Source organism: Pseudomonas putida, assembly GCA_029953615.1.
Lineage (GTDB): Bacteria > Pseudomonadota > Gammaproteobacteria > Pseudomonadales > Pseudomonadaceae > Aquipseudomonas.
This window is the reverse complement of record CP124529.1, coordinates 3,293,156-3,319,595: the sequence shown is the minus strand read 5'-3', so window position 1 is coordinate 3,319,595 and position 26,440 is coordinate 3,293,156. Positions and strand designations below refer to the sequence as shown.

Genomic DNA, 26,440 nt, shown 5'->3' with positions numbered 1-26,440 from the left:
GGCCGCCGGGCGGCATGCAGCATGCCTTATGGACGGTCGTCCACACCGTCGGTCTTGGCCGGCGGGATCAGGTCTTCACTGTTCAGGTTCAGCCAGATCAGCACCACGTTGGCGATATAGATCGACGAATAGGTACCGGCCATGACGCCGATGAACAGGGCCAGCGAGAAGCCGAACAGGTTGTCGCCACCGAAGAACAGCAGCGCGGCAATGGCCAGCAAGGTCGAAACCGAGGTGGCGATGGTCCGCAGCAGGGTCTGGGTGGTGGAAACGTTGATGTTCTCGATCAGCGAAGCCTTTCGCATGACGCGGAAGTTCTCGCGCACCCGGTCGAACACGACGATGGTGTCGTTCAGCGAGTAGCCGATGATCGCCAGCACTGCCGCCAGCACGGTCAGGTCAAAGGTGATCTGGAAGAACGACAGGATACCCAGCGTCACCACCACGTCGTGGATCAGCGAGACGATCGCGCCCACAGCGAACTTCCACTGGAAGCGGAAGGCCAGGTAGATAAGGATGCCGCCCAGCGCCAGCAGCATGCCCATGCCACCCTGGTCGCGCAGCTCTTCACCCACCTGCGGGCCAACGAACTCGACACGTTTGACCTTGGCCGGGTTGTCGCCGCCGGCCTTCTGCAGGGCTTCGGCTACCTTGTTGCCCAGTTGCGGGTCATCGCCCGGCATGCGCACCAGCAGGTCAGTGGTGGCGCCAAAGCTCTGCACCACCGCCTCGTGGAAGCCGGAGTTGACCAGCTCGGCACGCACCGCCTTGAGGTCGGCCGGGCGCTCGTAGGTCAGCTCGATCAGCGTACCACCAGTGAAGTCCAGGCCGAAGTTCAGGCCCTTCTGCCACCAGCTGAACAGCGCCAGCACGGTGAGGAGCACGGTAACGGCGAACGCAACATTGCGCACGCCCATGAAGTTGATGGTTTTCATCGCAGCTCCCTCAAACCCACAGCTTCTTGATGTCACGCCCGCCGCAGGTCAGGTTGACCATTGCACGGGTCACCATGACGGCGGTGAACATCGAGGTGAAAATCCCGAGGGACATGGTGACCGCAAAGCCTTTGACCGGGCCGGTACCCATGGCGAACAGGATGCCGCCGACCAGCAGGCTGGTCAGGTTGGCGTCGATGATCGCGGTGTAGGCGCGGTTGAAACCTTCATGAATGGCGCGCTGCACCGACATGCCGGCGTTCAGCTCTTCGCGAATACGCGAGAAGATCAGCACGTTGGCGTCCACCGCCATACCCATGGTCAACACGATACCGGCAATACCCGGCAGGGTCAGGGTGGCACCCAGCAGCGACATCAGCGCCAGCAGCAGGACCATGTTGCCCGCCAGGGCAATGGTGGCGATCACACCGAAGGCACGGTAGATGGCGATGATGAACAGCGAGACGAACAGCATGCCCCACAGCGATGCATCGATACCCTTGGTGATGTTGTCGGCACCCAGGCTTGGGCCGATGGTACGTTCTTCAGCGAAGTACATCGGCGCAGCCAGACCACCGGCACGCAGCAGCAGGGCCAGTTCGGACGATTCACCCTGGCCGTTCAGGCCGGTGATGCGGAACTGGCTGCCCAGCGGCGACTGGATGGTCGCCAGACTGATGATCTTCTTCTCTTCCTGGAAGCTCTGTACGGCAACGTCCTTCTCGACGCCGTCGACGGTCTGCTTGACGTAGCGGGTCACCGGCTTCTGCTCGATGAAGATCACCGCCATGCTGCGGCCGACGTTGCTACGGGTAGCGCGAGTCATCAGCTCGCCACCGTGGCCATCCAGGCGGATGTTCACCTGCGGGCGCCCTTGCTCGTCGAAGCTGGCCTGGGCGTCGGTCACCTGGTCACCGGTGATGATCAGGCCGCGCTCGACCGCGGCGGAACGGCCGCCTTCACGGAACTCGAACACCTCGGTAGTGGCCTTGGACGCGCCCGGCTCGGCACCGAAGCGGAACTCCAGGTTGGCAGTTTTACCCAGGATACGCTTGGCTTCGGCAGTGTCCTGCACGCCTGGCAGCTCGACCACGATGCGGTTGGCGCCCTGGCGCTGGACCAGCGGCTCGGCCACGCCCAGTTCGTTGACCCGGTTACGGACGGTGGTGAGGTTCTGCTTGATCGAGTATTCGCGGATCTCGGCGACTTTCGCCTGGGTCAGCGCCAGACGCAGCACGGCGAGCTCGTTGCGCTCGGTGGTGGTCAGGTCGAAGTCATTGAAATTCTTGCGGATCAGGGCACGAGCCTGTTCGCGGGTAGCATCGTCTGCGAAGCCCAGCATGATGCCGCCATCCTGCTGAGGCAGGCTGCGGTAGCGGACGCGCTCTTTGCGCAGCAAGGTCTTGACCTCGCCTTCGTAGACTTTCATGCGGGCGCTCATGGCCTTGTCCATGTCCACTTCCAGCAGGAAGTGCACACCACCGGACAGGTCCAGGCCCAGCTTCATCGGGCTTGCGCCCAGGTTGCGCAGCCATTGCGGGGTAGTCTGGGCCAGGTTCAGGGCCACGACGTAATCATCGCCCAGTGCCTTGCGCACTACATCCTTGAGAGAGAGAGAGAGAGAGAGAGAGAGAGAGAGAGAGAGAGAGAGAGAGAGAGAGAGAGAGAGAGAGAGAGAGAGAGAGAGAGAGAGAGAGAGAGAGAGAGAGAGAGAGAGAGAGAGAGAGAGAGAGAGAGAGAGAGAGAGAGAGAGAGAGAGAGAGAGAGAGAGAGAGAGAGAGAGAGAGAGAGAGAGAGAGAGAGAGAGAGAGAGAGAGAGAGAGAGAGAGAGAGAGAGAGAGAGAGAGAGAGAGAGAGAGAGAGAGAGAGAGAGAGAGAGAGAGAGAGAGAGAGAGAGAGAGAGAGAGAGAGAGAGAGAGAGAGAGAGAGAGAGAGAGAGAGAGAGAGAGAGAGAGAGAGAGAGAGAGAGAGAGAGAGAGGCTGGCAGCTGATCTTCCTGACTGGTCAGACGGATCAGCCCACTGCCCTTCTCACCCAGGCTTGCACCCTTGACGGCGATCTTGGCATCGCCCAGCGCCTTGCTGACGCGGTCGAGGTCGGCCTGGTTCACCTGCAGCGCCGAGCTGGCACCACTGATCTGAACCGCCGGATCATCCGGGTAGAGGTTGGGAGCGGAATAAATAAAACCGATCGCCAGTACCAGCACGATCAGTGCGTATTTCCACAGAGGGTATTTGTTCAGCATCACGCCGCCCGTTCAAGACGCGGGGCGCTTTGCGCGCCCCGACTGGAAAAATGAAACCGGTAACTCAGATAGCCTTGAGCGTACCTTTTGGCAGGGTGGCCGCGATGGCACCCTTCTGGAACTTCAGCTCGACGCTGTCGGAAACTTCCAGTACCACGAAGTCATCGGAAACCTTGACGATCTTGCCGGCGATGCCGCCGTTGGTGACAACTTCGTCACCCTTCTGCAAGTTGCTCAGCAGGTTCTTCTGCTCTTTTGCACGCTTGGCCTGCGGGCGCCAGATCATCAGGTAGAAGATGACCAGGAAACCGACCAGGAAAATCCACTCGAAACCGGTACCGGCTGGGCCGGCGGCAGGTGCTGCAGCGTCCGCGTATGCGGCGGGGATCAAGAAGCTCATTGGGCACTCCTAATGTAATTTTCTAATAATGGATGCAGACAGTCAGTCCAAAGGCGGTACGGGAAGCCCGCGCTTGGCGTAGAAGGCGTCGACAAAGGCGGCCAATTTACCCTGTTGAATAGCCTCGCGTAAACCGGCCATCAAGCGCTGGTAATGGCGCAAGTTGTGGATGGTATTCAGCATGCTGCTCAGCATTTCGCCGCACTTGTCCAGGTGATGGAGATAGGCGCGGGAGAAGTTGGTGCAGGTATAGCAGTCGCAGGTCGGATCCAACGGCGATTCATCGTGGCGATGGAACGCGTTGCGGATCTTGATCACCCCCGTATCGACGAACAGATGACCGTTGCGCGCGTTACGCGTGGGCATCACGCAATCGAACATGTCGACGCCGCGGCGCACACCCTCAACGAGATCCTCAGGTTTGCCTACCCCCATAAGGTAACGAGGTTTGTCAGCCGGCATCTGGCCCGGCAGGTAATCCAGCACCTTGATCATTTCGTGCTTGGGTTCGCCCACCGACAGGCCACCGATGGCCAGGCCGTCGAAGCCGATGTTTTCCAGGCCTTCCAGCGAGCGCATGCGCAGGTCCTGGTACATGCCGCCCTGGACGATACCGAACAGCGCCGCGGTGTTGTCGGCGTGGGCGTTCTTCGAGCGCTGGGCCCAGCGCAGCGACAGCTCCATGGACGCGCGCGCCACATCGTGCTCGGCCGGGTACGGGGTGCACTCGTCGAAGATCATCACCACGTCCGAACCCAGGTCACGCTGCACCTGCATCGACTCTTCCGGGCCCATGAACACCTTGGCGCCATCGACCGGCGAGGCGAAGGTCACGCCCTCTTCCTTGATCTTGCGCATGGCGCCCAGGCTGAACACCTGGAAACCACCGGAGTCGGTAAGGATCGGGCCTTTCCATTGCATGAAATCGTGCAGGCCGTTGTGCTTCTTGATCACCTCGGTGCCCGGGCGCAGCCACAGGTGGAAGGTGTTACCGAGGATCATCTCGGCGCCGATGGCCTCGATGTCGCGCGGCAGCATGCCCTTGACCGTGCCATAGGTGCCCACCGGCATGAACGCCGGGGTTTCCACGGTGCCGCGTGGGAAGGTGATGCGGCCACGACGGGCCTTGCCGTCGGTGGCCAGCAGTTCGAAGGACATTCGACAGGTGCGACTCATGCTTGATCCTCGGGCCCGCGTGGCGCCGGATTGCGGGTGATGAACATGGCATCACCGTAACTGAAGAAGCGGTACCCCTGCTCGACCGCCGCCGCGTAGGCGGCCATGGTCTCGGGGTAGCCGGCGAAGGCCGAGACCAGCATCAGCAGCGTGGACTCCGGCAGGTGGAAGTTGGTGACCAGGGCGTCGACCACATGGAATGGCCGGCCCGGGTAGATGAAGATGTCGGTGTCGCCGCTGAAGGCCTTGAGCACGCCATCGCGCGCCGCGCTCTCCAGCGAGCGCACGCTGGTGGTGCCGACCGCGATCACCCGGCCGCCACGGGCGCGGCACGCTTCGATGGCATCGACCACATCCTGGCTCACTTCGAGCCACTCTTTATGCATGTGGTGGTCTTCGATCTTGTCGACCCGCACCGGCTGGAAGGTGCCCGCGCCCACGTGCAAGGTAACGAAAGCCCGCTCGACGCCCTTGGCGGCGATCTTTTCCAGCAGCGCCTCGTCAAAGTGCAGGCCAGCGGTGGGCGCGGCGACCGCACCAGCGCGTTCGGCGTACACGGTCTGGTAGCGCTCACGGTCGGCGCCCTCGTCCGGACGGTCGATGTACGGCGGCAGCGGCATATGGCCGACGCGGTCGAGCAATGGCAGCACCTCTTCGGTGAAGCGCAGCTCGAACAGCGTGTCATGGCGCGCGACCATTTCGGCCTCGCCACCGCCGTCGATGAGGATCACCGCGCCTTCTTTCGGCGCCTTGCTGGCGCGCACATGGGCCAGCACCCGGTGGCTATCGAGCACACGCTCGACCAGCACTTCCAGCTTGCCGCCGGAGGCTTTCTGGCCGAACAGGCGCGCCGGGATGACCCGGGTGTTGTTGAACACCATCAGGTCGCCCGGGCGCAGGTACTCGAGCAGATCGGGAAATTGCCGGTGCGCCAGCGCGCCGGTTGGCCCATCGAGCACCAGCAGACGGCTGCCATGGCGCTCGGCCAACGGGTGGCGGGCGATCAGGGAATCGGGGAGTTCGAAGGAAAAATCGGCGACGCGCATGATGATGTTCGGTTCGGCAGGGCCGGGAAGTTTAGCCCAATGTGTGAAAATTGACCATGAAAGCCGATTGACCGACCAGCGGTGGCTCTCTATACTGCGCGCCACATGCCCTGATGGCGGAATTGGTAGACGCGGCGGATTCAAAATCCGTTTTCGAAAGGAGTGGGAGTTCGAGTCTCCCTCGGGGCACCAAGATCCGGAAAAAACCGACCTTATGGTCGGTTTTTTTTCGCCTGTGATTTGGCAGCGCGTAGAGAACTGGGTTCGCAAGCGCTCCGCATACCCTGTAGGAGCGGGCCTTGTGTCGCGAAAGGGCTGCAAAGCAGCCCCGGCAATTTCAACTATTGCGCATCAATCCTGGGGCCGCGTTGCGGCCCTTTCGCGACACAAGGCCGCTCCTTGTATGTTGTGTCTGGCCTAGCGGGAGAGGTTATTCTCGTCGGGCTGAAGAAGCACTTCCGGGGAGGCCGATCGCTCCTGAAGGCAGGTATTGCCCCTGACCTTGTATGTAGAGAGGCCCCCGCCTCATTGCCCACTGCGAAGAGTATCGAGAAGCCGACAAGTCGGACTTCGCATTACAAGGTTGCAGCAGCATGAAGTTCGAGGTCGGGGAACCGGAGGCCATTGTTACCTAACTCGCTTGGGAGAGGGAAGGAATGAGTGTCTGGGTTGGCGTCGATATCGGCTCACGTACTTCGGTCGTTGGGGTGCGTAAAGATGGGCGTCCGGCCGGACAGTGGGATATCGCTCAAACCCCTGCAGGCCGTAAGGCTGCGGTGAAAAAGCTGCTGGCACTCAAACCCAAGTCGATCGTGATGGAGGCGACCGGAATCTATTACCTGGACTTGGCCCTTGAGCTACATGCGGCTGACCTCCCTGTATCCGTGATCAACCCCAAGAGCTTCCACAATTTCGCCAAACTGATGCTGGTGAACAGCAAGACCGATGCAATAGATGCTCAACTGCTGTCCGAGTACGGCGAGCGTATGACACCGCGCTTGTGGACACCTCCAAGCCTTGTGCAGCTTGAACTGAGGGCTCTGGGGCGACACATCAATCGTTTGGTGGGGCATCGTACAAGGGCGAAGAACGAACTGCATGCATTGCAGGCGACCGCTACAACCGTGTCGATGCTGATCGAGGATCAGGAGGAAGCGATTGCTTCACTGGATAATCGAATTGAGCGCTTTCGTAAGGCGGGCCGCGAGCTGGTCGCCCAGTGTCCGACGCTTACTCGGCAGTACAAGCAGCTGCTCGCAGGGCCTGGGATGGGAGAAGTCTCTGCACTTGCGGCATTGGCTGAACTGACCATCCTTCCTCAAATGCTCAAGTCCTCGCAGGTAGCTCGCCACGCGGGTCTCGATGTTCGACAGACCCAATCGGGAACGAGCATTGATAAGCCCGGCAGACTCGGCAAAAGTGGGAATGCTTATCTACGGGCAGCCATGTACATGCCTGCCTTGACCGCAGTGCGCTGCGACCCTTATGCGAAGGCTTTTTACGAGTCGTTGGTCAACAGGGGCAAGAAGAAAATGCAGGCTATCGCTGCTGTCATGCGCAAGTACCTGACAGGCATCTGGGCATGTATGCGCGGGGATGAGCCATTTGATACGGCCAAGCTTTTCAGCTCTGAACACCTCAGAAAAGCTTGACCGCCAACAGAGTATCTACAGGGATCGCGCCAACTTATAGATTTGAGCAAGAAGGTTGCTCCACAGCCGTACCCATCAGTAGCGCCAACGATCCAGCTGCCCCTGCGCACGGCTGCTGAAGAGGCTCAGCAACTCGCGCAGGGTATGCGCTGGCGGTTCGTCAGTGCGGGTTACCGCATATAGGGTGATCGGCAGCGCCGGGGCCAAAGGACGAATCGCGGTCGCCCCAGGCGCCGCGCCAAGGGCGGTGAAGGGGTCGATGACCGCCAGCCCAGCACCGGATTCGACCATCGCCCTGGCCAGTGAATAGGTCTGCACCGCAATGCTCACCCGTGGCGGCGGCTCCACCGCCTTGAGGTAGCTGTCGAGGCGCACCGACAGCGGGTCGGCGCTGGACAGCCCGATCAAGGGCGCACCGGCCAGTGCCGTCAACGGCAGCGGCTTGCCTTCATCCTCCAGCGGCCAATAACCTACCGGTGCCAACGCCACCAACACCCCGCTGGCCAGCGCCTGGGCCTTCAGCGCCGGGTGATCGGGCTGTTGCAGGGTCAGGGCGACATCGATCTCCCGCATCAACAGGTTCTGCACCAGTTCGCGACTGTGAGCACTGGACAGCTCGCAAGCGATGTCCGGATAACGCCGGGTCCACTCATGAATGGCCGGCGGCAGCAGCGACAGGGCCAGTGCCGGGGTCGCACCGATCCGCAGGCTATGCCCCGGCGCGCGACGCAGGCTTTGCGCCAGGCGCCGCACCCCTTGCAGGCTCTCCGTGACCTTGTCGACCTCACGCTCCAGCTCCAGCGCTTCGGGCGTGGGCTGCAGTTTGCCGCGCACCCGCAGGAACAACGGAAAGCCCAGTTGCTGTTCCGCGTGCTGCAGAACCTTGGTCACAGCGGGTTGGGAAACATGCAGCAACTGTGCAGCACCGCTGACCGAGCCGGTCTGACGGATAGCCTGGAAAATCTCGATATGGCGAAGACGCATGGCAAGTCCATAACCTTTGTTTATGGCTCAGCGATCTTTATTCATTTTTCGCCACCTGTCACCTGGCCCTAACCTCAGGCTCGTTTCAACAACGACCTAGGACTGACATGGCTCAGCATGTATGCATCATCGGCGGTGGCGTCATTGGCCTGGCAACCGCTTACGCACTGGTACGCGACGGCTTTGACGTTACGCTGGTCGAGGCGCGCGATTCGCTGGGCAGTGAAACCAGCTTCGCCAACGGCGGCCAGCTGTCCTATCGCTACGTGGCGCCGTTGGCCGACGCAGGTGTGCCCTTGCAGGCCATTGGCTGGATGCTGCGTGGCGACTCGCCGCTCAGATTGCGCCCTCGCTTCGATCCTGCCCAGTGGCGGTGGATGGCCTCATTCCTCGGGGCTTGCCGCTCTTCGGTCAACCGCGCCAATGCAGGCCATCTGTTGCGCCTCGCGCTGTTGAGCCAGTCGACCTTGCAAGCCTGGCGAGAAGAAGATGGCCTGGGTGGTTTCCACTGGCGGCGCAACGGCAAGCTGGTCACCTTCCGCCAGGCCGGCAGCTTCGAACATGCGCGCAAGCACCTTGCCGCGCCCCAGCAACAACAGGTGCTGTCGCACGCCGACTGCACCCGCCTGGACCCGGCACTGGCAGAGGCGTTCTTTGTCGGCGCCATCTATACCCCGGATGAAGAAGTCGGCGATTGCCATGGCTTTTGCCAGCAACTGGCGGCGCGCTTGCAGGCTTCGGGACGCTGCAGATTCCGCCTGGGCCAGGCGGTGTCCGGCATTCGCCATGCCCATGGCGTGGTGAGTGCGATCGAACTGGGCGACGAGGTGCTGCCGGTGGAGCATCTGGTCCTTGCGGCCGGCCACCGCAGTGCCTTGCTGGCTCTGCCGGGTGTCGATCTGCCGCTGTACCCGCTCAAGGGTTACAGCCTGACAGTACCGATCGGCGCCCAGCACCGGGCGCCGGACCTGAGCATCACCGACTACGACCGCAAGATCGTCTACGCCCGGATCGGTGAACAGTTGCGGGTGGCGGCGATGGTCGACATTGTCGGTTTCGACCCGTCGCTGGACCCCAAGCGCCTGGCCTTGCTGAAACGCCAGGCCCGCGAGACCTTCGCCAATGCCGGTAATTATGACTATGCCATCGAATGGGCCGGCATGCGTCCGGCTACCCCTAGCGGCGTGCCGCTGCTGGGCGCAACGGCGTATCGCAACCTGTGGCTGAACCTTGGCCATGGTGCACTGGGCTTCACCCTGGCCTGCGCCAGTGCACGATTACTCAGTGAACTGATAGGCCAACGCCGCCCCTCCATTGACCTGCAGGGTTTTACGCCCCGTGCGGCTTGAACACTCACACCTGGAAAGGACCACCCGATGACCATTCACCGTATCCAGCCCAACCCACGCTTGTCCGGCGCCGTGACCTTTGGCGACCTGGTGTTTCTCTCCGGCCAGGTGCCGGACGATGCCACCGATGTCGGCGGCCAGACGCGCCAGGTACTGGAAAAGATCGACGCATTGTTGGCCGAGGCCGGCAGCGACAAGGACCATCTGCTCAGCGCGACCATTTACCTGAAGGACATCGGCAACGATTTCGCGGCAATGAATGACGTCTGGTCTGCCTGGCTATCGCCCGGCCAGGCGCCCAGTCGTACCACCTTGCAGGCCGAACTGGCGCGCCCGCAAGTGCTGGTGGAAATAACCATCATCGCGGCACGTCGCTAATCCCCCCACCTGCAACGGAGAATAACAATGCAAAAAATCACGTTGATCGGCTGCACCCTCGCCCTGTTGCTAGGCACTCAGGCCCATGCTGACGAAGCAGCGCTGGGGCCTACCTTGAGCAAGATCGCCAACGCCAACAGCATCACCCTGGGCTATCGCGACGCTTCAGTGCCGTTCTCCTACGTGGGCGATCACTCGGGCCAACCCATGGGCTACTCGGTAGACCTGGCGAACAAGATCGTCGAGCGGGTACAGCAGAAGCTGGCCTTGCCCCAGCTCAAGGTGAAGTACAACCTGGTGACATCGCAAACCCGCATTCCGCTGGTGCAGAACGGCACCGTCGACCTGGAATGCGGCTCGACCGGCGTCACCGCAGAGCGACAGAAGCAGGTGGCGTTTTCCTATGGGTTCATCTATGTCAAAGGCCAGTTGCTGACCGCCAAGGACAGCGGGATCAAGCACTTCGCCGACCTGCGCAGCAAGAATGTGGTGACCACTGCCGGCACTACCAACGAACGTTACCTGAAGAGCTACAACGTCGATAACAAGATGGACATGTCCGTGATCAGCGCCAAGGACCATGGCGAAGCGTTCCAGATGTTGCAGTCTGGCCGGGCAGCGGCGTTCTACATGGACGATGCACTGCTCTATGGCGAACGCGCCAAGGCCCGCGACCCGCACAACTGGGTGGTGGTCGGCGAAGAGCAGTCGCGGGAAATCTACAGCTGCATGGTGCGCAAGGATGACCCACAGTTCCTGGCGCTGGTAAATGCAGCGCTGGGCGAGCTGTACAGCTCAGGGGAAATCAACGGGATCTACCAGCGCTGGTTCCAACAGCCGATTCCGCCCAAAGGCTTGAACCTGGAGTTCCCGATGACCAGCGAACTCAAGGCCATCTTTGCCAAGCCGGTGAGTGACCCGGTGCAGTAACTTCAGTATCCCTCCCCTTCCGCTAAAAGGCAGTGACCTGCAAGGGTCACTGCCAAAAGCCGCTTGCGAGTGAGCGTTTTCATCGCCATGGCGGTCATGCCTGCCTGCCGCCGTATCCATCACGCAACCGCGTTGCCCGCCAGCTCCCACCCTTCAGGCCGCAGAGTGTGCCAGTCGCTGACCTGTTGATAGGCATGGCCGATGCGCAGGATCAGTGGCTCGGCGAACGCTTGCCCCACAACCTGCATCGAGACCGGCATACCCTTTTCATCGAACCCGATGGGCAGCGCCACCGAACACAGGTTCATCAAGTTGGCGAACCGCCCCAACAACGCCAGTGGCGTGCCATATTCGTCGACCTCCTCCAACGGCACGCTGCCAATAGCGTTGGTCGGGAAAACGCAGGCGTCGATGTTGGCCATCGCCTCCTGCATGGCTTGCCGGGCGGCACGGCGCTGATTGTGCAACTGGATATACGCCGCCGCGTCGATGGCGCGACCACTGAGTATGCGACGTTGGACATGGGGGTCGAAACGCAGGTCGTCGCGCTCGAACAAGCTGCCCAGGCTGGCATAACCCTCGGCGCTCATCAGCCCGCCAGCGATGCGCATGCACTGCTCCAGAGAAGTGGGCAGCGGTTGTTCGATCAATTGCATGCCCAACGCGGCCAGTTGCTTGAGCCCCTGGTCGTAAGCCTTCAGTACGCCGGGAGCGATATGCGCGCGTTCCGCCTGCGGCAGCACCCAGATGCGCAAGCCGGCTACCGGCCGGCCAAGACCGGCAGCGGCGCTGAATACCGGTGCCTGGGCCGCAACCGGGTCCAGCGGGTCCGGGCCTAGCAAGGCATCCAGCATCCACGCCGCATCTTCAACCGTGTGCGTGATAGGCCCGACCGAGTCCAGCGAAGGGCACAGCTCGATCAAGCCATGGCGGCTGACCAGGCCACGCGTGGTTTTCAGCCCGACCAGGCCGCACATGCCCGCCGGAATGCGCACCGAGCCGCCGGTATCGGTCCCCAGCGCAGCGCTCGCCAGGCCGCTGGCCACGGCCACTGCCGAGCCACTGCTGGAGCCACCCGGAGCGCGATGTACATTGCGGTCCCACGGGTTCCACGGCGTGCCCATCACCGCGTTGGTGCCCCAGCCACCGAAAGCGAATTCGACCGTTTGGGTCTTGCCAAGAATGATTGCGCCGGCACGCTCCAGGCGTTGCACCGCAGTGGCGGTCAACCTCGAAACGCGCGGTTCCTGCGCCAATGAGCCACCGGTAATGGCCTGGCCATCGATCTCGAACAAGTCCTTGATCGCCACGGGAATGCCATGCAGCGGCCCGAGGTGTATGCCGGACGCACGTTGACGATCCGCAGCAATCGCCGCGCTCAAGGCCCGCGAGGGATAGGCCTCGACATAGGCATTCAGTTGCTCGTCAAAACGCTCGATGCGCGCCAGTTGCGCCCGCACCAGCGCTTCGCTGGTCAGCGAGCCGGCCCGCAGCGCCTGCTGCAACTGGCCAATGCTGTGGAAAGTTACCTGATCCATGGTGTTCATAGGTTCAACCTCGCACGGTTTTGCGCCCGCGTGAAATGTGCTTTTCAAGCACACGCGACAGCATTGAAAGAGGGAAGGCGATTACGAAATAGAACAGCCCTACCAGCAGGAAGACATGCATTGGCAGGAAGGTTTCCGAAGCGATGGCCCGCGCTGCCAGCATCAACTCATCGGTGGCAATCAGGGCGCACAGCGAGCTGTCCTTGAGGATCGACACGTAGGCGTTGAGCAGGGGCGGCAATATGACCCGAAACACTTGCGGCAGGATGACGCTGGTGAACGCTTTCAGTGGCGTCAGGCCAATGGCGATAGCCGCTTCGCGCTGGCCGCGATGCAGCGAATCCAGGCCGCCACGGAGGATTTCCGCAACATACGCGGCCCCCTGCAAACCCAGGCCGATGGCCCCGGCCCAATAGCCGGACAAGGTCAACCCCAGGCTGGGCAGCGCGAAGTACAGGGCCAGCAGCAACGCCAGAAGCGGCACTGCCCGCATGCTCTGGATGAACAACGCTGCCAACCGCTTCAGGATCGCGCTCGGGCTTCGCATCGCCCAGACTAACAACGCCCCCAGCACGACCGCCAGAGCGAACCCTAACAGCGACAATTCGGCGGTGATCCGTGCACCGAGCATCAGGCGGACGCTCCAGTCGCTCCAGTACTCCGGGTATTGCTGAAAGAAACTGATCATCGCGCACTCCCCAGATGACGTTCGAGCCGAAGGAATCCCACACCGATCGGCACAATCATCACGGCGTAGATGCACATCACTGCCAGGTAGATCAGCGAAGTCTGGAAGGTGGAGGTCACCAGATTACGCGCCAGGAACATGATCTCCGGCACGGCAATGGCTGAGGCGATGGAGGTGTCCTTGACCAGTTGCGTGACGTAGTTGGCGAACGCTGGCAAGGTCACGCGCAGGGCCTGGGGCAAGAGAATGCAGCGCAGAATCTGCATCCGGCTCAGGCCGACAGCCAACCCGGCTTCATGCTGGCCGACATGCAACGACTGCAAGCCACTGCGGAAAATGTCGGCCAATACCGCACTGCCCACCAGGCTCAAGCCAAGGATGGCGGCCAGCCACGCGGGCAAGTTGATGCCAAGGTAGGAGAGTCCGAAATAGATCAGGAACAGGTGCGCCAGCGCAGGCACATTGCGCATCCACTCAATGAAGCAGCCGATCACGCCATGCAGCAGCCGTGAGCGACCGAATGTCAGCAACACGGCAAGCACCACGCCGCCGGCACTTGCCAGCAGCAAGGTGCACAGCGCGATTTCCAGGGCGGTGAGCGCGCCTTTCAACAGCAGGGGCAATAGCCCGAGAAACACTTCGAAATTCGCCATCAAGCGCCCTCCATGGCCATGCGCCCAAGAAAACTGCGGGTACGCTCATGACGTGGACTGTCGATTACCTGCGCCGAAGGCCCTTGCTCGACAATGTGCCCACCGTCCATGAAGATCACCCGGTCCGCCACATCCCGGGCGAAGCGCACTTCGTGGGTCACCATGATCATGGTGCGGCCCTCTTGCGCAAGCTCACGAATCACGGCAAGCACTTCCCCCACCAGTTCGGGGTCCAGTGCCGAGGTTGGCTCGTCGAACAGGATGACCTTGGGTTGCTGGGCCAACGCGCGTGCGATAGCCACTCGCTGCTGCTGCCCGCCGGACAACTGCTCGGGGTAGACCTCGGCCTTGTGCCGCAGGTGGACTTTTTCCAGCATGGCATCAGCCAGCTCGTAGGCCTGCTTGCGCGGCATGCCCTGCGCCTTGATCGGCCCCAGCGCGACGTTGTCGCGCACAGTCAGATGTGGCCAGAGGTAGAAAAGCTGAAACACCATGGCGATCTCGCGCCGCTGTGGGGCCATTTCCCGATCGCTCATCAGGCGTATGCGCTTGCCGTCCCTGACCTGACCGATCAGCTCGTCGCCCAGCCAGATATCGCCGCGGGTGGGCTTTTCCAGGTAATTGATGCACCGCAGGCAAGTGGACTTTCCCGACCCGCTGGGGCCGATCAACGACAGCGTTTCACCGGCTTTCAACTCCAGGTCGATGCCCTTGAGCACTTCCAGATCACCATAACTTTTGTGCAGGTCATGCACGCGCAGCAACGCAGGTTCGGACGGCGTCGACATCTTGGTTAACCTCTTTATTGTTATAGGTATGGCGATGAACCGGCACGGGCAACCAGGCCGATTCATCCGCTCATGCGCTTACTGGCAGCCAGGCAGTTGCCAGTCGGCCGGGCGGTCGACTCCCACCCTCAGGTTGTTGCCTTGCGGCACATACCAGACATCCTGGGACAAGCCGTAGCGGGCACCGATCTTGCGCATTTCACAGCTTTTCCAGAGGCTCTGGATCTGCTCGTTGACCGCGGCCACCAACTGCGGGCTGGCCTCTTTATTGAAGCCGTACACCACCTGTCCCAGGCCAGTCAGCAGTGGGAAATCCGGATCGTTGTCGGTGAACGCGTTGAAGCGCAGGTGCCATTGCTGGTTGCGGAAAATGGCGTACTGCATGACTGGCGGGTCGCCAATCACGGCATCGATACGCCCGGCGAGCAGATCGCGCACTGCGGCATCGGAGGTGTCGTACAGCGCTACCTGCAAGCCTTCGATCTTGCGCATCTCGGGAATGAACGAAAAACCCGTGATAGTGCCGACTTTCTTGCCCTGCAAATCCTTGAGGCTGTTCCAGTTGGTCTTGTCGGTCTGGGTGATGCCGTTCTTGAAATAGTGAATCGGGTCACTCACGGTCATGATCTTCGCACGCTGCACGGTCCAGCCCATGGTGCCGGCCATGACATCCACGCGGTTGGCTTGTACCGAGGCAATGGTACTGGCCCAGTCCATCAAGGCCGGCTTTACCTTCAAACTCAGCTTCTCGGATATTTGTTGAAGGATTTCACCGTCGTAGCCGACCAGCCGGCTGTCCTGATAACCGGTCCCGGGCATATCCCCGGTGAACGCGACGGTCAGGCTGCCCGGCTCTACCGTTTCCAGTGCGAAGGCCGGTAGCGAGGCCAGCATGGCGACCAGCAAACCCGCATGAATACTGGCAAACCGTCGAACATTGGGCTTGTTCATCACGTGCTCCTTGATTGCTTTTTTTTATGAACAGCATGGTGTTGGGCTAGCGCTCATCGTATGGTGATCAGCGGCATAACTGGTTGGATGGTTTGCAGGAATGATTGAATATTTGCGACATTTCGGAGATGCACTGCCCAACGCCTCCAGCGCAAGCCTCGTGGAAGCGCTGGACAAGGGGCAGGCACGACATCCGCCAAGCCGACGCGGCGCCGCCGAGCTGTCTATCGGTATCGTGCTATGGCCGCGCTTCCCCTTGCTGTCACTCTCGGGGCTGACCGATGCGTTGCGCCATGCTGCCGATACCGGCGATCAGAGCCGCCCGATACGATGCCAATGGAAAGTTCTCGGCACCCCCGGGCAAAGGGTCGTTTCCAGTTGCGGGCTGGACGTACCCATCGACAGTGAACTCGGCAACCCTCATCAATTCGATTACATCGTGGTGATTGGCGGGCTACTGGATTACCTGGAGACTGCGCCGAAGACTTATGCGGCATTCCTGCATCAGGCAGCCGCCGCTGACGTGCCGTTGATCGGCTTGTGCACAGGCAGCTTCGTGCTTGCGCGACACGGCCTGATGGAGGGGCGTACTGCCTGCGTGCATGCCTACCATTGCGATGACTGGAAACGCCTGTTTCCCAGATTGCGCTTTGTCAGCAACAGTGACTTCCTCATCGACAAGGACCGCATCACCTGCGCCGGCGGTATCTCGGTGATCGAGTTGGCCATCCACCTTATCGGGATGCATTGCGGCCCGGATCGGGCCGGCAAGGTCGTTCACCAGATGACAGTCGCGAAAAACAGCTCTGGCAGCTTCGTCGATCGGCGCAAGGCACTTGGCTACGCCAGCGCTTCGAACAGGCGCCTGCACGAAGCCCGTGATGCTGATGGAAAAGCACATGACCGAGCCTTTGGACATCGACGCGATCGCGAACCTTGTCGGTACCAGTAAACGGCAGCTGGAGCGGCTGTTTGTCGCCGAAACCGGTAGCACGCCGGCCCAGTTCTATCGCCAGGTCCGACTCCGGTTTGGCCGCTGGCTGCTCATCAGCTCGGATCGACATATCGGAGAAATCGCTTTTGAATGCGGTTTTGCCGATGCTCCCCATTTCATTCGGCATTTCCAGAACCTGTTCGGCATGTCCCCCGGCAAATTGCGCAAAGAACTGCTGCGAAATGCGACCCCGACCAAGGGGGAAACAGCTTCATGAACCGTGAATATCGAGCCGTCGCGGGGCAGAATATGACTTCACGGACCAGCCAGCATACAAGGACTTGCCATGCACCTGACCCACCGCCCCGTACAGCCCGACGATATCGCTGAAATCTGCAGCTTCCCGCAAAGCCCGGCCGAACTGTTCTACATGTTCCCCAAAGCCGACTACCCCCTCACCCCCGCGCAACTGAGCAATGCCATCGCCCAACGCAGCAGCTCCACGGTGGTGGAAGGCAACGGCACGGTGCTGGCCTTCGCCAACTTCTACAAGGCCGAACACGGCGGCGTGTGCGCCCTGGGCAACGTGGTCGTGGCCCCCGCCGCACGCGGCCACGGCGTAGCGCGCTACCTGGTAAACGCCATGATCGAACTGGCCCGCCAACATTTCGCAGCCCGGGAGGTATGGGTGTCGTGCTTCAACCACAACACAGCGGGCCTGCTGCTTTATCCACAGCTGGGCTTCGTGCCGTTCGGCATCGAGGAACGGCAGGCGCGGGATGGCTCGCGGGTGGCGTTGGTGCAGATGAAACAGGTGTTGATTCAGCCCGGCTGAGTCAGCGTGGCACTGCATGGGGCTGGACGAGAAGATTCAGAATACCTTGCAACAATCAGCCGCCGAACCTTCGCCCTACCTCGACGTCGGATCCTGCATCTGCCCGTTTTCGAGGTACCCCGCGTGAAAGACATCATCGTCCGCAAGTACCGCCTGGCCGTGAAGACCATCGGCTATATCGGCTGGTCGCTGTTCTGGCTGCTGATCTGGGATGTGCTGGTCACCATCGACTTCATGCTGTTCTTCAACAGCAAGTTCACCCTGCCGCTGATCCCGTTGACCTTGCTGGGTTCTGCGCTGGTGGTGCTGGTCAGTTTTCGCAACAGCAGCGCCTACAACCGCTGGTGGGAGGCACGCACGTTGTGGGGGGCGCTGGTCAACAGTTCGCGCAGCTTCGCGCGGCAGGCGCTGACCCTGATCGATGACCCGGACGATGGCCTGAACCCGGTCAAGGCAACCCTGCTGCGCCGGCATATTGCCTATGTGAACTGCCTGGCGGCGCACCTGAAGGGTGAGCGCTGCCCGGACGAACTGATGGCGTTCATCCCGCCGGCGGAATTCGAGCGGCGCAACCGCTCGAACAATTTTGCCAACGACATCCTCAGCGGCTCGGCGGCGCTACTGGCGCGGGAGTATCAGGCAGGCCGGCTGGACAGCATTCGCCTGGCGCGCTTGGAGTCGACGCTGGTAGACCTGTCCAATGCCCAGGGTGGCATGGAGCGGATCGCCAATACGCCGCTGCCCTACCCTTATGTGTATTTCCCGCGGCTGTTCATCACCCTGTTCTGTTTGATCGTGCCGGTGGGGCTGGTGGAGTCGCTGGGTTGGTTCACGCCATTGGCTTCGACGGTGGTGGGGTTCATGCTGCTGGCCATCGAGCGGATCGGGACGGATCTGCAGAGCCCGTTCAGGCTCAGTGAGCACCAGATTCAGATGGACAGCATTTGCGAGACGATCGAACGGAACCTGGAGTCGATGCAGCGGGAGGCGCAGTGTGGGGAGTTGGCTTAGTGCCAGACCTCAAGGGCCCTATCGCCGGCAAGCCAGCTCCCACAGGGGCAGTGGGATCCTGCGACCTTGCACAGTACCTGTGGGAGCTGGCTTGCCGGGCGATAGGGCCGCAACGCGGCCCCGGCAATCTGTCAGGCCCGCACATAGCGCTGACGCAACACATCACTCAACGCATCCACCAGCAATACCAGCACCAGCATACCCATTATCACCGTGCTGGCCTGGGCCTCCTGGAACAGGCTCAAGGTGGTATACAGCATCTGCCCCAACCCGCCAGCCCCGACAAAACCCAGCACGCTGGCCATGCGGATGTTGTTCTCCCACCGATACAGGCTGTAGGCCAACAGCTGCGGCCACAGATTGGGCAAGGTGCCAAAGCAGAACGCCGCCACCTGGCTGCCGCCCTGCAGGCGGATGGCCGCCGCCGGCTCCGGCGGTGCGTTCTCCAGCGCCTCGGCAAACAGCCGGCCCAGCACGCCAGCAGTATGCAGCGCCAACGCCAAGGTACCGGCATTCGGCCCAAGCCCGGCCGCCAGCACCGTCAGCGCGGCCCACACCAGCTCCGGGATGGCCCGCAAGGCATTCAGCAGCAGCCGCGCGCAGGCCTGCAATGGCCAACCGAAGCGGCCAGCGGCCGGCAGCGCCAACAGCATGCCCAGCACCATCGCCAACAAGGTGCCCAGGCCCGACATGGCCAGGGTTTCCAACGCCCCGTGCGCCACCGCGCGCAGGTGACCGGCAGACAGGTCCGGGTGCAGGAAACGCCCGGCATAGTCGCCCATCTGCCCCAGCCCGCCGTTGCCGACCAGCGCCTGCAAGTCCAGCTCCAGGTAGGCGAACGAGGCCATCACCGCAGCCACGATGGCGCCTAGCACCAGCCAATTGATGACCCGGTTCATGCCAGTCTCCAGCGCAGAACACGACTGAGCAGGTCGGCCAGCATCACCAGGACCAGGAACGTCAGCAGCATGCTCGCCACTTCCGCCCCCGCAAACATGCGCATCGACAGGTCAATCTGCTGCCCCAGCCCGCCAGCACCGACAAAGCCCATCACCACCGAGGCACGTACCGCGCACTCCCAGCGGTACACGGTGTAGGACACCACTTCGGACACCGCACTGGGCAGGATGCCGTAAAAAAAAGCAACCAGGCGGCCACTACCCGCCTGCAGCAAGGCATGGGCCGGGCGCTGGTCGACCGACTCGAAGATCTCGGCATAGACCTTGCCGAGCATGCCACTGTAGGTGATGGCAATGGCCAGTACGCCCGCCGTCGGCCCCAGCCCCACGGCCCGCACGAACAGCAATGCCCAGACGATCTCCGGCACACTGCGCAGGAAAATCAGCAACCAGCGCACCGGCAGGCGCAGCAGGCGCGACCACAACCCGGCGCGACCACCACGGGAGGCTGCACGCAGCGACAGGGCACGGCTGGTCAGCAACCCGGCAGGGACCGCCAGCAGCAACGCCAACGCCATGCCGGCCGTGGCCACGGCCAGGGTCTGCAGGGTGGCTTCATACAGCAGCGAAAGGAAGTCGGCATCGTGTGCCGGTGGCCAGAAGGCACTGGTGAAACTGGCGATTTGCTGGCGGTTCTCTGCCTGCAGCAGCACACCGGGGTTCAGTTCGCTCAACCGGATACCAGGCCATAGCACCGCCACCGCCAACAGGGTCAGCAGCAACCGCGGCAGCAGCGCCGGGTCGCGGGCATCGAGCTTCAGCATCGCGGAATCTGCACGGTCAGGGCCGGCCCCTGGCTTGGCGGTGAAGCCAGTTGTTCGTTGGCGTACAGCGCATCCAGCAACTGCTCGGTCACCGCTTGCGCCGGGCAGTCGAACGCCACCTGCCCTTCGCGAATACCAATCACCCGCGGGAAGTGCGCCAGCGCCAGCTCCACGGCATGCAGGCTCGCCACCAGGGTCACACCATTGGCCTGTGCATGGCGGTTGAGCAACGCCAGGCTGTGGTCAGCCAGCACCGGGTCCATGGCCGACACCGGCTCATCGGTCAGCAACACCTGCGGCCGCTGGTACAACGCTCGGGCAATACCCACCCGTTGCAACTGGCCACCGGACAATTGCCCGCACTGCACGAACAGTTTGTCGGCCAGGCCCAGTTCGGCCAGGGCTTGGCGCGCCCCAGGCACATCACTGGGGTACAGCAGGTTGAGCAGGCCGCGCAGCACACCCCACTGCCCCAGGCGGCCGGCCAGCACCGCCGTCACCACCCGCTGGCGCGGTGGCAAAGGTGGTGCCTGGTGCACCAGGCCTACCCGCGCACGCAGGCGCTGGCGGGCCCTGGCGGATAACGCCCAGGGCTGCTCGCCGAGCAGCTCCAGGCGCCCGCTACTGGGCTGGACGGCGGTCGCCATCAGGTGCAGCAAGCTGGACTTGCCCGCCCCCGAAGGCCCGATGATGGCGACGCGCTCGCCCTGGCCGATGCTCAGGCTCACGGCATCAAGCGCACGCACCGGGCCATGGCGCAGCCCGGCCCCGTGCAGTTGGATAGCCACGTTGGAAGCCACTGTCGATGTCACTTGAGCAGGCCGGCCTCGCGTGCAGCCTGTTCGGTGCCCACGTAGTTCTCAGGTTTGGTCTCGATGAAGCGGCTGGCGGCCTGCAGGTCGAGGATCGCCTTGTGCTCCGGGTTGGCCGGGTCAAGGTCGAGGAAGGCTTTCTTGATCTTCTCTTTCAGCGCCGGGTCCATGTTGCCACGCACGGTCCAGTTGTAGTCGAAGTAGGTCGGGGTGGTGGCGAACACCTTCACTTTGGCGGTATCGACCTTGCCGGCATCCACCAGCTTCTGCCACACGCTGGCGTTGAGCACGCCGCCATCGACCTTGCCGGCCTGCACCCAGGCCACGGTGGCATCGTGGGCGCCGGAGTAGGCAACGCGGCTGAAGTAGTCTTCAGGCTTGATGTTGTCCTGCTTGAGCATGAAGTAACGCGGCATCAGGCTGCCCGAGGTGGACGAGATGGAACCGAAGGCGAACGATTTGCCCTTGAGGTCGGCCAGGCTCTTCACATCGGGGTTGGCGGTGATGAACTTGGAGGTGAACTGCGCGTCCTGTTCACGCTGCACCAGCGGCGTGGCGGTCGGGTCCTTCAGGTGCACCTGGACGAAGGTGAAGCCTCCCAGCCAGGCCAGATCGAGGCGACCGGAGGCCAGCGACTCGACCACTGCCGGGTAATCGGCCACGGGTACGAACTTCACTTCCATGCCCAACTGCCTGGCCAGGTACTCGCCCAGCGGCTTGAACTTGCGCTGCAGTTCGGTCGGCGCTTCGTCCGGGATGGCGCTGACCCGCAGGGTTTCAGCGGCCTGGACGACAACGGCACAGCAAGACAGCACGAGGCCGGCGGCGAGCGCCAGGGGGCGTTTGAGCATGGGTGTTCTCCGGTTCAATAGCGGGGAAAGGCCGGCCTTTGCGCCGACAACGGGAATTATAAGAGGCGCAGGCTCAAAGGCCAGCTTTGCTACAATCGCGCAACAAATTGACCTGCCGAGGTACACATGAGCGAGCCGATTCGCCTGACCCAGTACAGCCATGGTGCCGGCTGTGGCTGCAAGATCTCCCCCAAGGTGCTGGACGTGATCCTCGCCGAAAGCGGCACCCAGGCCCTGGACCCGAAACTGTGGGTCGGCAACGCCTCGCGTGACGACGCAGCCGTGTATGCGCTGGACGACGAGCGTGGTGTGGTCTCGACCACCGACTTCTTCATGCCGATCGTCGATGACCCGTATGACTTCGGCCGTATCGCCGCCACCAATGCCATCAGTGACATCTACGCCATGGGCGGCGACCCGCTGATGGCCATTGCCATCCTCGGCTGGCCGGTCAACGTGCTGCCGCCGGAAGTGGCCCGCGAAGTGATCCGCGGTGGCCGTGCGGTGTGCGCCGAGGCCGGTATTCCGCTGGCCGGCGGCCACTCGATCGACGCGCCCGAGCCGATCTTCGGCCTGGCCGTCACCGGCGTGGTCAGCAAGCGCCACCTCAAGCGCAACGATACCGCCAGCGCAGGCTGCCGCCTGTACCTGACCAAGCCACTGGGCATCGGCATCCTCACTACCGCCGAGAAGAAGGCCAAGCTGCGCGAGCAGGACCAGGGCCTGGCCCGCGACTGGATGTGCACCCTCAACACCCCCGGCAGCCGCTTCGGCAAGCTCGACGGGGTCAAGGCCATGACCGACGTCACCGGTTTCGGTCTGCTCGGCCACCTGGTGGAACTGGCCGAAGGCAGCGGCCTCACCGCGCACCTGGACTACGCCGCCGTACCGCGCCTGCCCAGCGTCGACCACTACCTGGCCGAGGGCTGCATCCCTGGCGGCACCCTGCGCAATTTCGACAGCTACGGCCACAAGATCGGCGCCCTGAGCGACGACCAGAAGCACCTGCTGTGCGACCCGCAAACCAGCGGCGGCCTGCTGGTGGCAGTTGCCCCGGAAGGTGAAGCCGAGTTCCTGGCGGTGGCCGCCGAACTGGGCCTGCAACTGGCGCCGATCGGCAAGCTGGTCGAGCGACAGAGCCACGCGGTCGAGGTGATCTGATGCGCCCCGACTGCACCGATTTCCGCCAGCTGTTCCTCGACGACGTGCCGATGATGGACATGCGCGCACCTGTCGAATTTGCCAAGGGCGCCTTTCCCGGTGCCGTCAACCTGCCGCTGATGAACGACCAGGAGCGGCAGAGGGTCGGCACCTGCTACAAGCAGCAGGGCCAGGCTGCCGCTATCGCCCTTGGCCATCAACTGGTCAGCGGCGCCACCAGGCAGGCACGCCTGGAGGCCTGGGCAGCGTTCGCCAAGGCTCACCCGGAAGGCTACCTGTACTGCTTCCGTGGTGGCCTGCGCTCGCAGATCGTGCAGGGCTGGTTGCGCGATGAGGCGGGCATCCAGTACCCGCGCGTCAAAGGTGGCTACAAGGCCATGCGTACCTTCCTGCTGGAAACCACCGAGCAGGCAGTGGTGCAATGCGATTTCGTGCTGGTGGGGGGCCTGACTGGCACCGGCAAGACCGATGTGCTGCACCAGCTGGATAACGTGCTGGACCTGGAAGGCCATGCCAACCATCGCGGTTCCAGCTTCGGCAAGCGCGCCACCGCGCAGCCGGCGCAGATCGACTTCGAGAACCAGCTGGCCATCGACGTGCTGAAGAAGCGCGCCCGTGGCATCGAACAGTTCGTGCTGGAGGATGAAGGCCGCATCGTCGGCAGTTGCACGGTGCCGCTGGCGCTGTACCAGGGCATGCAGCAGTATCCGCTGGTGTGGCTGGAAGACAGCTTCACCAACCGCGTGGAGCGCATCCTGCGTGACTACGTGGTCAACCTGAGCGCCGAGTTCGTCAGCGTGCATGGCGAGGAGGATGGCCGCCGGCTGTTTGCCGAACGCATGTTGCAGAGCATGGCCAATATCTACAAACGCCTGGGCGGCGAGCGTCATCAGCGCTTGTCGGAGATCCTGCGCGAGGCGCTGGACGAGCAGCTGCGCAGTGGTGCGGTGGACTTGCATCGGGGCTGGATCGAAGGGTTGTTGAACGAGTATTACGACCCGATGTATGCCTACCAGCGCGCTGCCAAGGCAGAGCGCATCGAGTTTGCCGGGGATGCCGTGGAAGTGCGCGAGTACCTCAAGGCCCGAGCCCTGCGCGCACCGCGCATCTGACAGGCGCTGCAACACCTGTAGGAGCGGCCTTGTGTCGCGATAGGGCTGCACAGCAGCCCCGGCTATTGCTGCCTTGACGCTGACATCGCGGGGCCGCTTTGCGGCCCATCGCGACACAAGGCCGCTCCTACAAGGGCGGGCCAATAATTCCTGAAAAAGCTCTACTGCCTCGGGCTAAGCACCCGTTCCAGTTCCGCCGCGCGGTCGCCGGTCATGTCCATCAGGCAGGTGCCACCTTCCAGTTGCGCCATGGTCCCGCCACTGGCCTGCACATGGAACTGGCAATTGCCATCGCGGTAGGCCAGCCATTTACGCTGCACATCGCGCAGGCTCTTCTGCTGCCCGGCATCCAGCTTGGCCATCAGTTGCTTGTACACCCGGTTCAAGCGCTGATCCTGCACTTGCGTCTCGGCCCCGATGCACTCGCTCATGGCCACGGTGCTGGAGGCTTTGTCCATGCACTGTCCATAGGCCGCCGTGTAGTCGTCCGCCACCGCCAGCGGCAGCACGCAGGCCAGTGCCAGACCTGTCAGGTAATGCTTGATCATGCGAACTCTCCTTGTGGATATCACAGCGTCTGCGGCTGTTCCGGCGGCATCAGCACCTTGCCCGGCTCGAAGCGCAACGAAGGCATCTGCGTAGCCGTATAAAGCGCCACACCCAACGCCGCAATCAACGCCACGTCGAGCCAGTTCCAACCCGGCATGTCATTGGCACTGCGGGCCTTCCAGCAATGCCACGCCTGGCCCAGGCAGAACACCACCATCGCCGCCAGCCACAGGTAGAAGCCAGCACCAAAACCGGTCAGGTCATGGAATTCATAGGTCTGGTTATCGGGCAAACGCGTGATGCCGAAGCTGCTGGCCGCCAGGTACACAGCGGCCAACCCGGCCAGCAACGCCAGCCGCCGGAAGCGTCGATGGGCCAGGATCGCCAAGGCCAGTAGCGGGTTGGCGAACCATTGGTACAGGCCGAAGGGCACGCCCCACGGCCCGTAGAGCAGCATCTGCAGGGCCGGCATGTGGCGGTCGCCGCTCATCAGCGCGCCATCGAAGAACAGGGCGAGCAGGTAAAGCAGCAAGCTGACGCTCAGGTAGAAAACTGGCAAAAGATTTACTTCCTAGGCAACCGGGGGCTCTAGCAGAAGGCCATAAATACCCGAATCAGACAACTCGCCGCCAACGCACCAACGCGCACGCAGGGTACCTTCCAGCACAAAACCCTGGCGCTCCAGGGTGCGTGCCGACCCTTGGTTGCGCGGGTCGATTTCGCCTTCCAGGCGACGCATGTGCAAGGTATGGGCGAGGTAATCGATGAAACAGGTCAAGGCTTCGTCCATGTACCCCCTGCCCTGCACTGCGCTGGCCAGGCAGTAGCCGATCTCACCACGGCGGGACACATCGTCGATGTTGAACAGCTGGACCATGCCGATCAGTTCGCCGTTGTCGCGGCGGTACATGCCGAGCTTGAGCTGGTCGCCATTGGCATAGGCTTCGCGGTCGGCGGCCAGGGCGCTTTCGGCTTCGGCCAGGTCTTGCCAGGGGGCATGGTGCCAGTAACGCATGACCTCGGGATCGGCCATGATCGCCAGCCATTGGGCAGCATCGGCGTGGCGCATGGGGCGCAACTGCAGACGCGGGCTGTCGAGGCAGAGGTCACTGGGGAAACTACGGGGTGGGGTCACGCCGGATCTCCTGTCCATTGCTGGGGAGAGGACAGTTTAACGTCAAGCGATCGGTTCAAGCATCCCGGGGCTGCTGCGCAGCCCATCGCCGGCAAGCCAGCTCCCACAGGTTCACCGCAGGCCCGGAACCTTGCGCTGTACCTGTGGGAGCTGGCTTGCCGGCGATGGGCCGCAGAGCGGCCCCAGAAATCGCTCAGGCGCCGCGGTTCAACCCCACTTCCATGTCATTGATCAGCGCCTTGGCCATGGCACTGAGAATCCGCGCCGCGCTGCCGGCGATCTTGTCGCCCTCCATCTCGGCCTCTTCGTTCAGGTGCTTGATGCAGCCGATCAGCACCGACAATTCATCGAATGCGAGATCGAGCGGGACGCCGGGCTCTACCCGGTACAGCTCAAGGAATTTTTCCACGCCGGCGGTGGTGCGGGATTTGAGGTGGTCGCTCATGCCTTGGCCTCCTGCGCTTTCATGTGGGCTAGCAGGGCTTGTAGCAGGTCGGTTTGGGCTGACATCGCTTCCAGCAGGCTGGAACGCAGGGCTGAGGCTTCGGCGCCGAGGTATTGGATAATGGTGCCGGAGAGGTTGTCCATGACCTGG

The 26,440-nt window shown here is 62.5% G+C and carries 30 protein-coding genes, 1 tRNA gene and 2 pseudogenes; 12 read left to right on the top strand and 21 right to left on the bottom strand.

The genetic code is table 11. The features are described 5' to 3' along the window. Positions 1-26: 26 nt before the first annotated feature. Together secF and secD (QIY50_15240) are read right to left on the bottom strand one after the other, a co-directional pair. A complete protein-coding gene (gene secF, locus QIY50_15245) occupies positions 27-935 on the bottom strand; it encodes a protein translocase subunit SecF (protein WGV18804.1) in 909 nt (302 codons plus the stop codon). Between the two features lie 10 nt (positions 936-945). Further along, positions 946-2,541 (bottom strand): annotated as a pseudogene (secD, locus tag QIY50_15240) (protein translocase subunit SecD). Between secD (QIY50_15240) and QIY50_15235 the strand changes: the two are divergent. Continuing rightward, positions 2,525-2,926, top strand: a complete 402-nt coding sequence (locus QIY50_15235) for a hypothetical protein (GenBank protein ID WGV23146.1) — start codon at positions 2,525-2,527, stop codon at positions 2,924-2,926. The pseudogene secD (QIY50_15240) and the gene QIY50_15235 overlap by 17 nt on opposite strands. Here the strand turns inward: QIY50_15235 and secD (QIY50_15230) are convergent. The 4 genes and pseudogenes from secD (QIY50_15230) to queA all read right to left on the bottom strand — a co-directional run bounded on the left by secD (QIY50_15230) (position 2,914) and on the right by queA (position 5,802). Next, positions 2,914-3,180, bottom strand: a pseudogene (gene secD, locus QIY50_15230) (protein translocase subunit SecD). The gene QIY50_15235 and the pseudogene secD (QIY50_15230) sit on opposite strands and share 13 nt — an antisense overlap. Before the next feature lie 64 nt (positions 3,181-3,244). After that, on the bottom strand, positions 3,245-3,580 hold the full coding sequence (gene yajC / locus QIY50_15225) for a preprotein translocase subunit YajC (protein ID WGV18803.1): 336 nt from the start codon (positions 3,578-3,580) through the stop codon (positions 3,245-3,247). Between the two features lie 42 nt (positions 3,581-3,622). Next, on the bottom strand, positions 3,623-4,738 hold the full coding sequence (gene tgt / locus QIY50_15220) for a tRNA guanosine(34) transglycosylase Tgt (protein ID WGV23062.1): 1,116 nt from the start codon (positions 4,736-4,738) through the stop codon (positions 3,623-3,625). Between the two features lie 14 nt (positions 4,739-4,752). Beyond that, on the bottom strand, positions 4,753-5,802 hold the full coding sequence (gene queA / locus QIY50_15215) for a tRNA preQ1(34) S-adenosylmethionine ribosyltransferase-isomerase QueA (GenBank protein WGV18802.1): 1,050 nt from the start codon (positions 5,800-5,802) through the stop codon (positions 4,753-4,755). A gap of 107 nt (positions 5,803-5,909) precedes the next feature. Here queA and QIY50_15210 point away from each other — a divergent pair. Both QIY50_15210 and QIY50_15205 read left to right on the top strand, forming a co-directional pair. Continuing rightward, positions 5,910-5,994 (top strand) — tRNA-Leu (locus QIY50_15210). A 464-nt stretch (positions 5,995-6,458) separates the two neighbouring features. After that, positions 6,459-7,454, top strand: coding sequence for an IS110 family transposase (locus QIY50_15205; GenBank protein ID WGV18801.1), 996 nt, complete (start codon positions 6,459-6,461; stop codon positions 7,452-7,454). A gap of 75 nt (positions 7,455-7,529) precedes the next feature. On the opposite strand, the gene QIY50_15200 is transcribed toward QIY50_15205, so the two are convergent. Beyond that, a complete protein-coding gene (locus QIY50_15200) occupies positions 7,530-8,438 on the bottom strand; it encodes a LysR substrate-binding domain-containing protein (GenBank protein WGV18800.1) in 909 nt (302 codons plus the stop codon). Positions 8,439-8,545: 107 nt separating this feature from the next. Here QIY50_15200 and QIY50_15195 point away from each other — a divergent pair, with 107 nt between their 5' ends. Genes QIY50_15195 through QIY50_15185 form a run of 3 tightly spaced genes read left to right on the top strand, consistent with a single transcriptional unit; the run spans position 8,546 to position 11,095 of the window. Further along, the gene (locus QIY50_15195; protein ID WGV18799.1) at positions 8,546-9,787 is read left to right on the top strand and encodes a D-amino acid dehydrogenase; all 1,242 of its coding nucleotides are present in this window, start codon (positions 8,546-8,548) and stop codon (positions 9,785-9,787) included. 27 nt (positions 9,788-9,814) lie between these two features. Then, entirely contained in the window at positions 9,815-10,165 is a 351-nt protein-coding gene (locus QIY50_15190; protein WGV18798.1) for a RidA family protein, read from the top strand. A gap of 27 nt (positions 10,166-10,192) precedes the next feature. Further along, complete coding sequence (locus tag QIY50_15185) at positions 10,193-11,095, top strand: transporter substrate-binding domain-containing protein (protein ID WGV18797.1); 903 nt, start codon at positions 10,193-10,195, stop codon at positions 11,093-11,095. Between the two features lie 119 nt (positions 11,096-11,214). Here the strand turns inward: QIY50_15185 and QIY50_15180 are convergent, their stop codons facing one another. The 5 genes from QIY50_15180 to QIY50_15160 all read right to left on the bottom strand — a co-directional run bounded on the left by QIY50_15180 (position 11,215) and on the right by QIY50_15160 (position 15,722). Continuing rightward, positions 11,215-12,642, bottom strand: coding sequence for an amidase (locus QIY50_15180; protein WGV18796.1), 1,428 nt, complete (start codon positions 12,640-12,642; stop codon positions 11,215-11,217). 4 nt (positions 12,643-12,646) lie between these two features. Next, on the bottom strand, positions 12,647-13,330 hold the full coding sequence (locus QIY50_15175) for an amino acid ABC transporter permease (protein ID WGV18795.1): 684 nt from the start codon (positions 13,328-13,330) through the stop codon (positions 12,647-12,649). Then, the gene (locus tag QIY50_15170; GenBank protein WGV18794.1) at positions 13,327-13,983 is read right to left on the bottom strand and encodes an amino acid ABC transporter permease; all 657 of its coding nucleotides are present in this window, start codon (positions 13,981-13,983) and stop codon (positions 13,327-13,329) included. The genes QIY50_15175 and QIY50_15170 overlap by 4 nt, the downstream gene beginning before the upstream one ends. Continuing rightward, complete coding sequence (locus QIY50_15165; protein WGV18793.1) at positions 13,983-14,771, bottom strand: amino acid ABC transporter ATP-binding protein; 789 nt, start codon at positions 14,769-14,771, stop codon at positions 13,983-13,985. The genes QIY50_15170 and QIY50_15165 overlap by 1 nt, the downstream gene beginning before the upstream one ends. Positions 14,772-14,849: 78 nt before the next feature. Beyond that, complete coding sequence (locus tag QIY50_15160) at positions 14,850-15,722, bottom strand: ABC transporter substrate-binding protein (protein ID WGV18792.1); 873 nt, start codon at positions 15,720-15,722, stop codon at positions 14,850-14,852. Between the two features lie 160 nt (positions 15,723-15,882). On the opposite strand from QIY50_15160, the gene QIY50_15155 reads away from it, so the two are divergent. The 4 genes from QIY50_15155 to QIY50_15140 all read left to right on the top strand — a co-directional run bounded on the left by QIY50_15155 (position 15,883) and on the right by QIY50_15140 (position 18,502). After that, positions 15,883-16,674: an AraC family transcriptional regulator gene (locus tag QIY50_15155; GenBank protein ID WGV18791.1), complete on the top strand. Its 792-nt coding sequence runs from the start codon at positions 15,883-15,885 to the stop codon at positions 16,672-16,674. Further along, positions 16,622-16,933, top strand: a complete 312-nt coding sequence (locus tag QIY50_15150) for a helix-turn-helix domain-containing protein (GenBank protein WGV18790.1) — start codon at positions 16,622-16,624, stop codon at positions 16,931-16,933. The genes QIY50_15155 and QIY50_15150 overlap by 53 nt, the downstream gene beginning before the upstream one ends. 69 nt (positions 16,934-17,002) lie before the next feature. Further along, positions 17,003-17,491 carry a GNAT family N-acetyltransferase gene (locus tag QIY50_15145; GenBank protein ID WGV18789.1) on the top strand — a complete coding sequence of 163 codons (489 nt, stop codon included), beginning with the start codon at positions 17,003-17,005 and terminating at the stop codon, positions 17,489-17,491. Positions 17,492-17,614: 123 nt separating this feature from the next. Continuing rightward, positions 17,615-18,502 (top strand): bestrophin family ion channel, encoded by an 888-nt coding sequence (locus QIY50_15140; protein WGV18788.1) that lies wholly within the window; start codon positions 17,615-17,617, stop codon positions 18,500-18,502. A gap of 131 nt (positions 18,503-18,633) precedes the next feature. Here QIY50_15140 and phnE read toward each other — a convergent pair whose 3' ends face one another. Genes phnE through QIY50_15120 form a run of 4 tightly spaced genes read right to left on the bottom strand, consistent with a single transcriptional unit; the run spans position 18,634 to position 21,888 of the window. Next, the gene (phnE, locus tag QIY50_15135) at positions 18,634-19,401 is read right to left on the bottom strand and encodes a phosphonate ABC transporter, permease protein PhnE (GenBank protein WGV18787.1); all 768 of its coding nucleotides are present in this window, start codon (positions 19,399-19,401) and stop codon (positions 18,634-18,636) included. Then, the gene (locus QIY50_15130; GenBank protein WGV18786.1) at positions 19,398-20,225 is read right to left on the bottom strand and encodes an ABC transporter permease; all 828 of its coding nucleotides are present in this window, start codon (positions 20,223-20,225) and stop codon (positions 19,398-19,400) included. Before QIY50_15130 ends, phnE begins: the two co-directional genes overlap by 4 nt. Beyond that, a complete protein-coding gene (locus QIY50_15125; GenBank protein ID WGV18785.1) occupies positions 20,219-21,013 on the bottom strand; it encodes an ATP-binding cassette domain-containing protein in 795 nt (264 codons plus the stop codon). Before QIY50_15125 ends, QIY50_15130 begins: the two co-directional genes overlap by 7 nt. 20 nt (positions 21,014-21,033) lie before the next feature. Beyond that, a complete protein-coding gene (locus tag QIY50_15120) occupies positions 21,034-21,888 on the bottom strand; it encodes a putative selenate ABC transporter substrate-binding protein (protein ID WGV18784.1) in 855 nt (284 codons plus the stop codon). A 126-nt stretch (positions 21,889-22,014) separates the two neighbouring features. Here QIY50_15120 and selD point away from each other — a divergent pair, with 126 nt between their 5' ends. Both selD and mnmH read left to right on the top strand, forming a co-directional pair. Next, on the top strand, positions 22,015-23,049 hold the full coding sequence (gene selD, locus QIY50_15115) for a selenide, water dikinase SelD (GenBank protein WGV18783.1): 1,035 nt from the start codon (positions 22,015-22,017) through the stop codon (positions 23,047-23,049). After that, positions 23,049-24,161: a tRNA 2-selenouridine(34) synthase MnmH gene (mnmH, locus tag QIY50_15110; protein ID WGV18782.1), complete on the top strand. Its 1,113-nt coding sequence runs from the start codon at positions 23,049-23,051 to the stop codon at positions 24,159-24,161. Before selD ends, mnmH begins: the two co-directional genes overlap by 1 nt. A gap of 161 nt (positions 24,162-24,322) precedes the next feature. Here mnmH and QIY50_15105 read toward each other — a convergent pair whose 3' ends face one another. The 5 genes from QIY50_15105 to QIY50_15085 form a co-directional block, all read right to left on the bottom strand. Continuing rightward, positions 24,323-24,709 (bottom strand): lysozyme inhibitor LprI family protein, encoded by a 387-nt coding sequence (locus tag QIY50_15105; GenBank protein WGV18781.1) that lies wholly within the window; start codon positions 24,707-24,709, stop codon positions 24,323-24,325. Between the two features lie 20 nt (positions 24,710-24,729). Next, positions 24,730-25,269 (bottom strand): hypothetical protein, encoded by a 540-nt coding sequence (locus QIY50_15100; GenBank protein ID WGV18780.1) that lies wholly within the window; start codon positions 25,267-25,269, stop codon positions 24,730-24,732. A 12-nt stretch (positions 25,270-25,281) separates the two neighbouring features. Next, complete coding sequence (locus QIY50_15095; protein ID WGV18779.1) at positions 25,282-25,845, bottom strand: GNAT family N-acetyltransferase; 564 nt, start codon at positions 25,843-25,845, stop codon at positions 25,282-25,284. 193 nt (positions 25,846-26,038) lie between these two features. Next, entirely contained in the window at positions 26,039-26,290 is a 252-nt protein-coding gene (locus QIY50_15090; GenBank protein WGV18778.1) for a DUF3077 domain-containing protein, read from the bottom strand. Further along, positions 26,287-26,433 (bottom strand): hypothetical protein, encoded by a 147-nt coding sequence (locus QIY50_15085; protein ID WGV18777.1) that lies wholly within the window; start codon positions 26,431-26,433, stop codon positions 26,287-26,289. Before QIY50_15085 ends, QIY50_15090 begins: the two co-directional genes overlap by 4 nt. Between the last annotated feature and the right edge of the window lie 7 nt (positions 26,434-26,440).

Coding starts and splice junctions, on each gene's coding strand:
- QIY50_15090 (WGV18778.1), bottom strand. CDS start 26,290: ATGAGCGACCACCTCAAATCCCGCACCACCGCCGGCGTGGAAAAATTC.
- tgt (WGV23062.1), bottom strand. CDS start 4,738: ATGTCCTTCGAACTGCTGGCCACCGACGGCAAGGCCCGTCGTGGCCGC.
- QIY50_15195 (WGV18799.1), top strand. CDS start 8,546: ATGGCTCAGCATGTATGCATCATCGGCGGTGGCGTCATTGGCCTGGCA.
- queA (WGV18802.1), bottom strand. CDS start 5,802: ATGCGCGTCGCCGATTTTTCCTTCGAACTCCCCGATTCCCTGATCGCC.
- QIY50_15165 (WGV18793.1), bottom strand. CDS start 14,771: ATGTCGACGCCGTCCGAACCTGCGTTGCTGCGCGTGCATGACCTGCAC.
- QIY50_15145 (WGV18789.1), top strand. CDS start 17,003: ATGCACCTGACCCACCGCCCCGTACAGCCCGACGATATCGCTGAAATC.
- selD (WGV18783.1), top strand. CDS start 22,015: ATGAGCGAGCCGATTCGCCTGACCCAGTACAGCCATGGTGCCGGCTGT.
- mnmH (WGV18782.1), top strand. CDS start 23,049: ATGCGCCCCGACTGCACCGATTTCCGCCAGCTGTTCCTCGACGACGTG.
- QIY50_15200 (WGV18800.1), bottom strand. CDS start 8,438: ATGCGTCTTCGCCATATCGAGATTTTCCAGGCTATCCGTCAGACCGGC.
- QIY50_15180 (WGV18796.1), bottom strand. CDS start 12,642: ATGAACACCATGGATCAGGTAACTTTCCACAGCATTGGCCAGTTGCAG.
- yajC (WGV18803.1), bottom strand. CDS start 3,580: ATGAGCTTCTTGATCCCCGCCGCATACGCGGACGCTGCAGCACCTGCC.
- secF (WGV18804.1), bottom strand. CDS start 935: ATGAAAACCATCAACTTCATGGGCGTGCGCAATGTTGCGTTCGCCGTT.
- QIY50_15185 (WGV18797.1), top strand. CDS start 10,193: ATGCAAAAAATCACGTTGATCGGCTGCACCCTCGCCCTGTTGCTAGGC.
- QIY50_15105 (WGV18781.1), bottom strand. CDS start 24,709: ATGATCAAGCATTACCTGACAGGTCTGGCACTGGCCTGCGTGCTGCCG.
- QIY50_15130 (WGV18786.1), bottom strand. CDS start 20,225: ATGCTGAAGCTCGATGCCCGCGACCCGGCGCTGCTGCCGCGGTTGCTG.
- QIY50_15120 (WGV18784.1), bottom strand. CDS start 21,888: ATGCTCAAACGCCCCCTGGCGCTCGCCGCCGGCCTCGTGCTGTCTTGC.
- phnE (WGV18787.1), bottom strand. CDS start 19,401: ATGAACCGGGTCATCAATTGGCTGGTGCTAGGCGCCATCGTGGCTGCG.
- QIY50_15160 (WGV18792.1), bottom strand. CDS start 15,722: ATGAACAAGCCCAATGTTCGACGGTTTGCCAGTATTCATGCGGGTTTG.
- QIY50_15085 (WGV18777.1), bottom strand. CDS start 26,433: ATGGACAACCTCTCCGGCACCATTATCCAATACCTCGGCGCCGAAGCC.
- QIY50_15205 (WGV18801.1), top strand. CDS start 6,459: ATGAGTGTCTGGGTTGGCGTCGATATCGGCTCACGTACTTCGGTCGTT.
- QIY50_15190 (WGV18798.1), top strand. CDS start 9,815: ATGACCATTCACCGTATCCAGCCCAACCCACGCTTGTCCGGCGCCGTG.
- QIY50_15175 (WGV18795.1), bottom strand. CDS start 13,330: ATGATCAGTTTCTTTCAGCAATACCCGGAGTACTGGAGCGACTGGAGC.
- QIY50_15150 (WGV18790.1), top strand. CDS start 16,622: ATGACCGAGCCTTTGGACATCGACGCGATCGCGAACCTTGTCGGTACC.
- QIY50_15170 (WGV18794.1), bottom strand. CDS start 13,983: ATGGCGAATTTCGAAGTGTTTCTCGGGCTATTGCCCCTGCTGTTGAAA.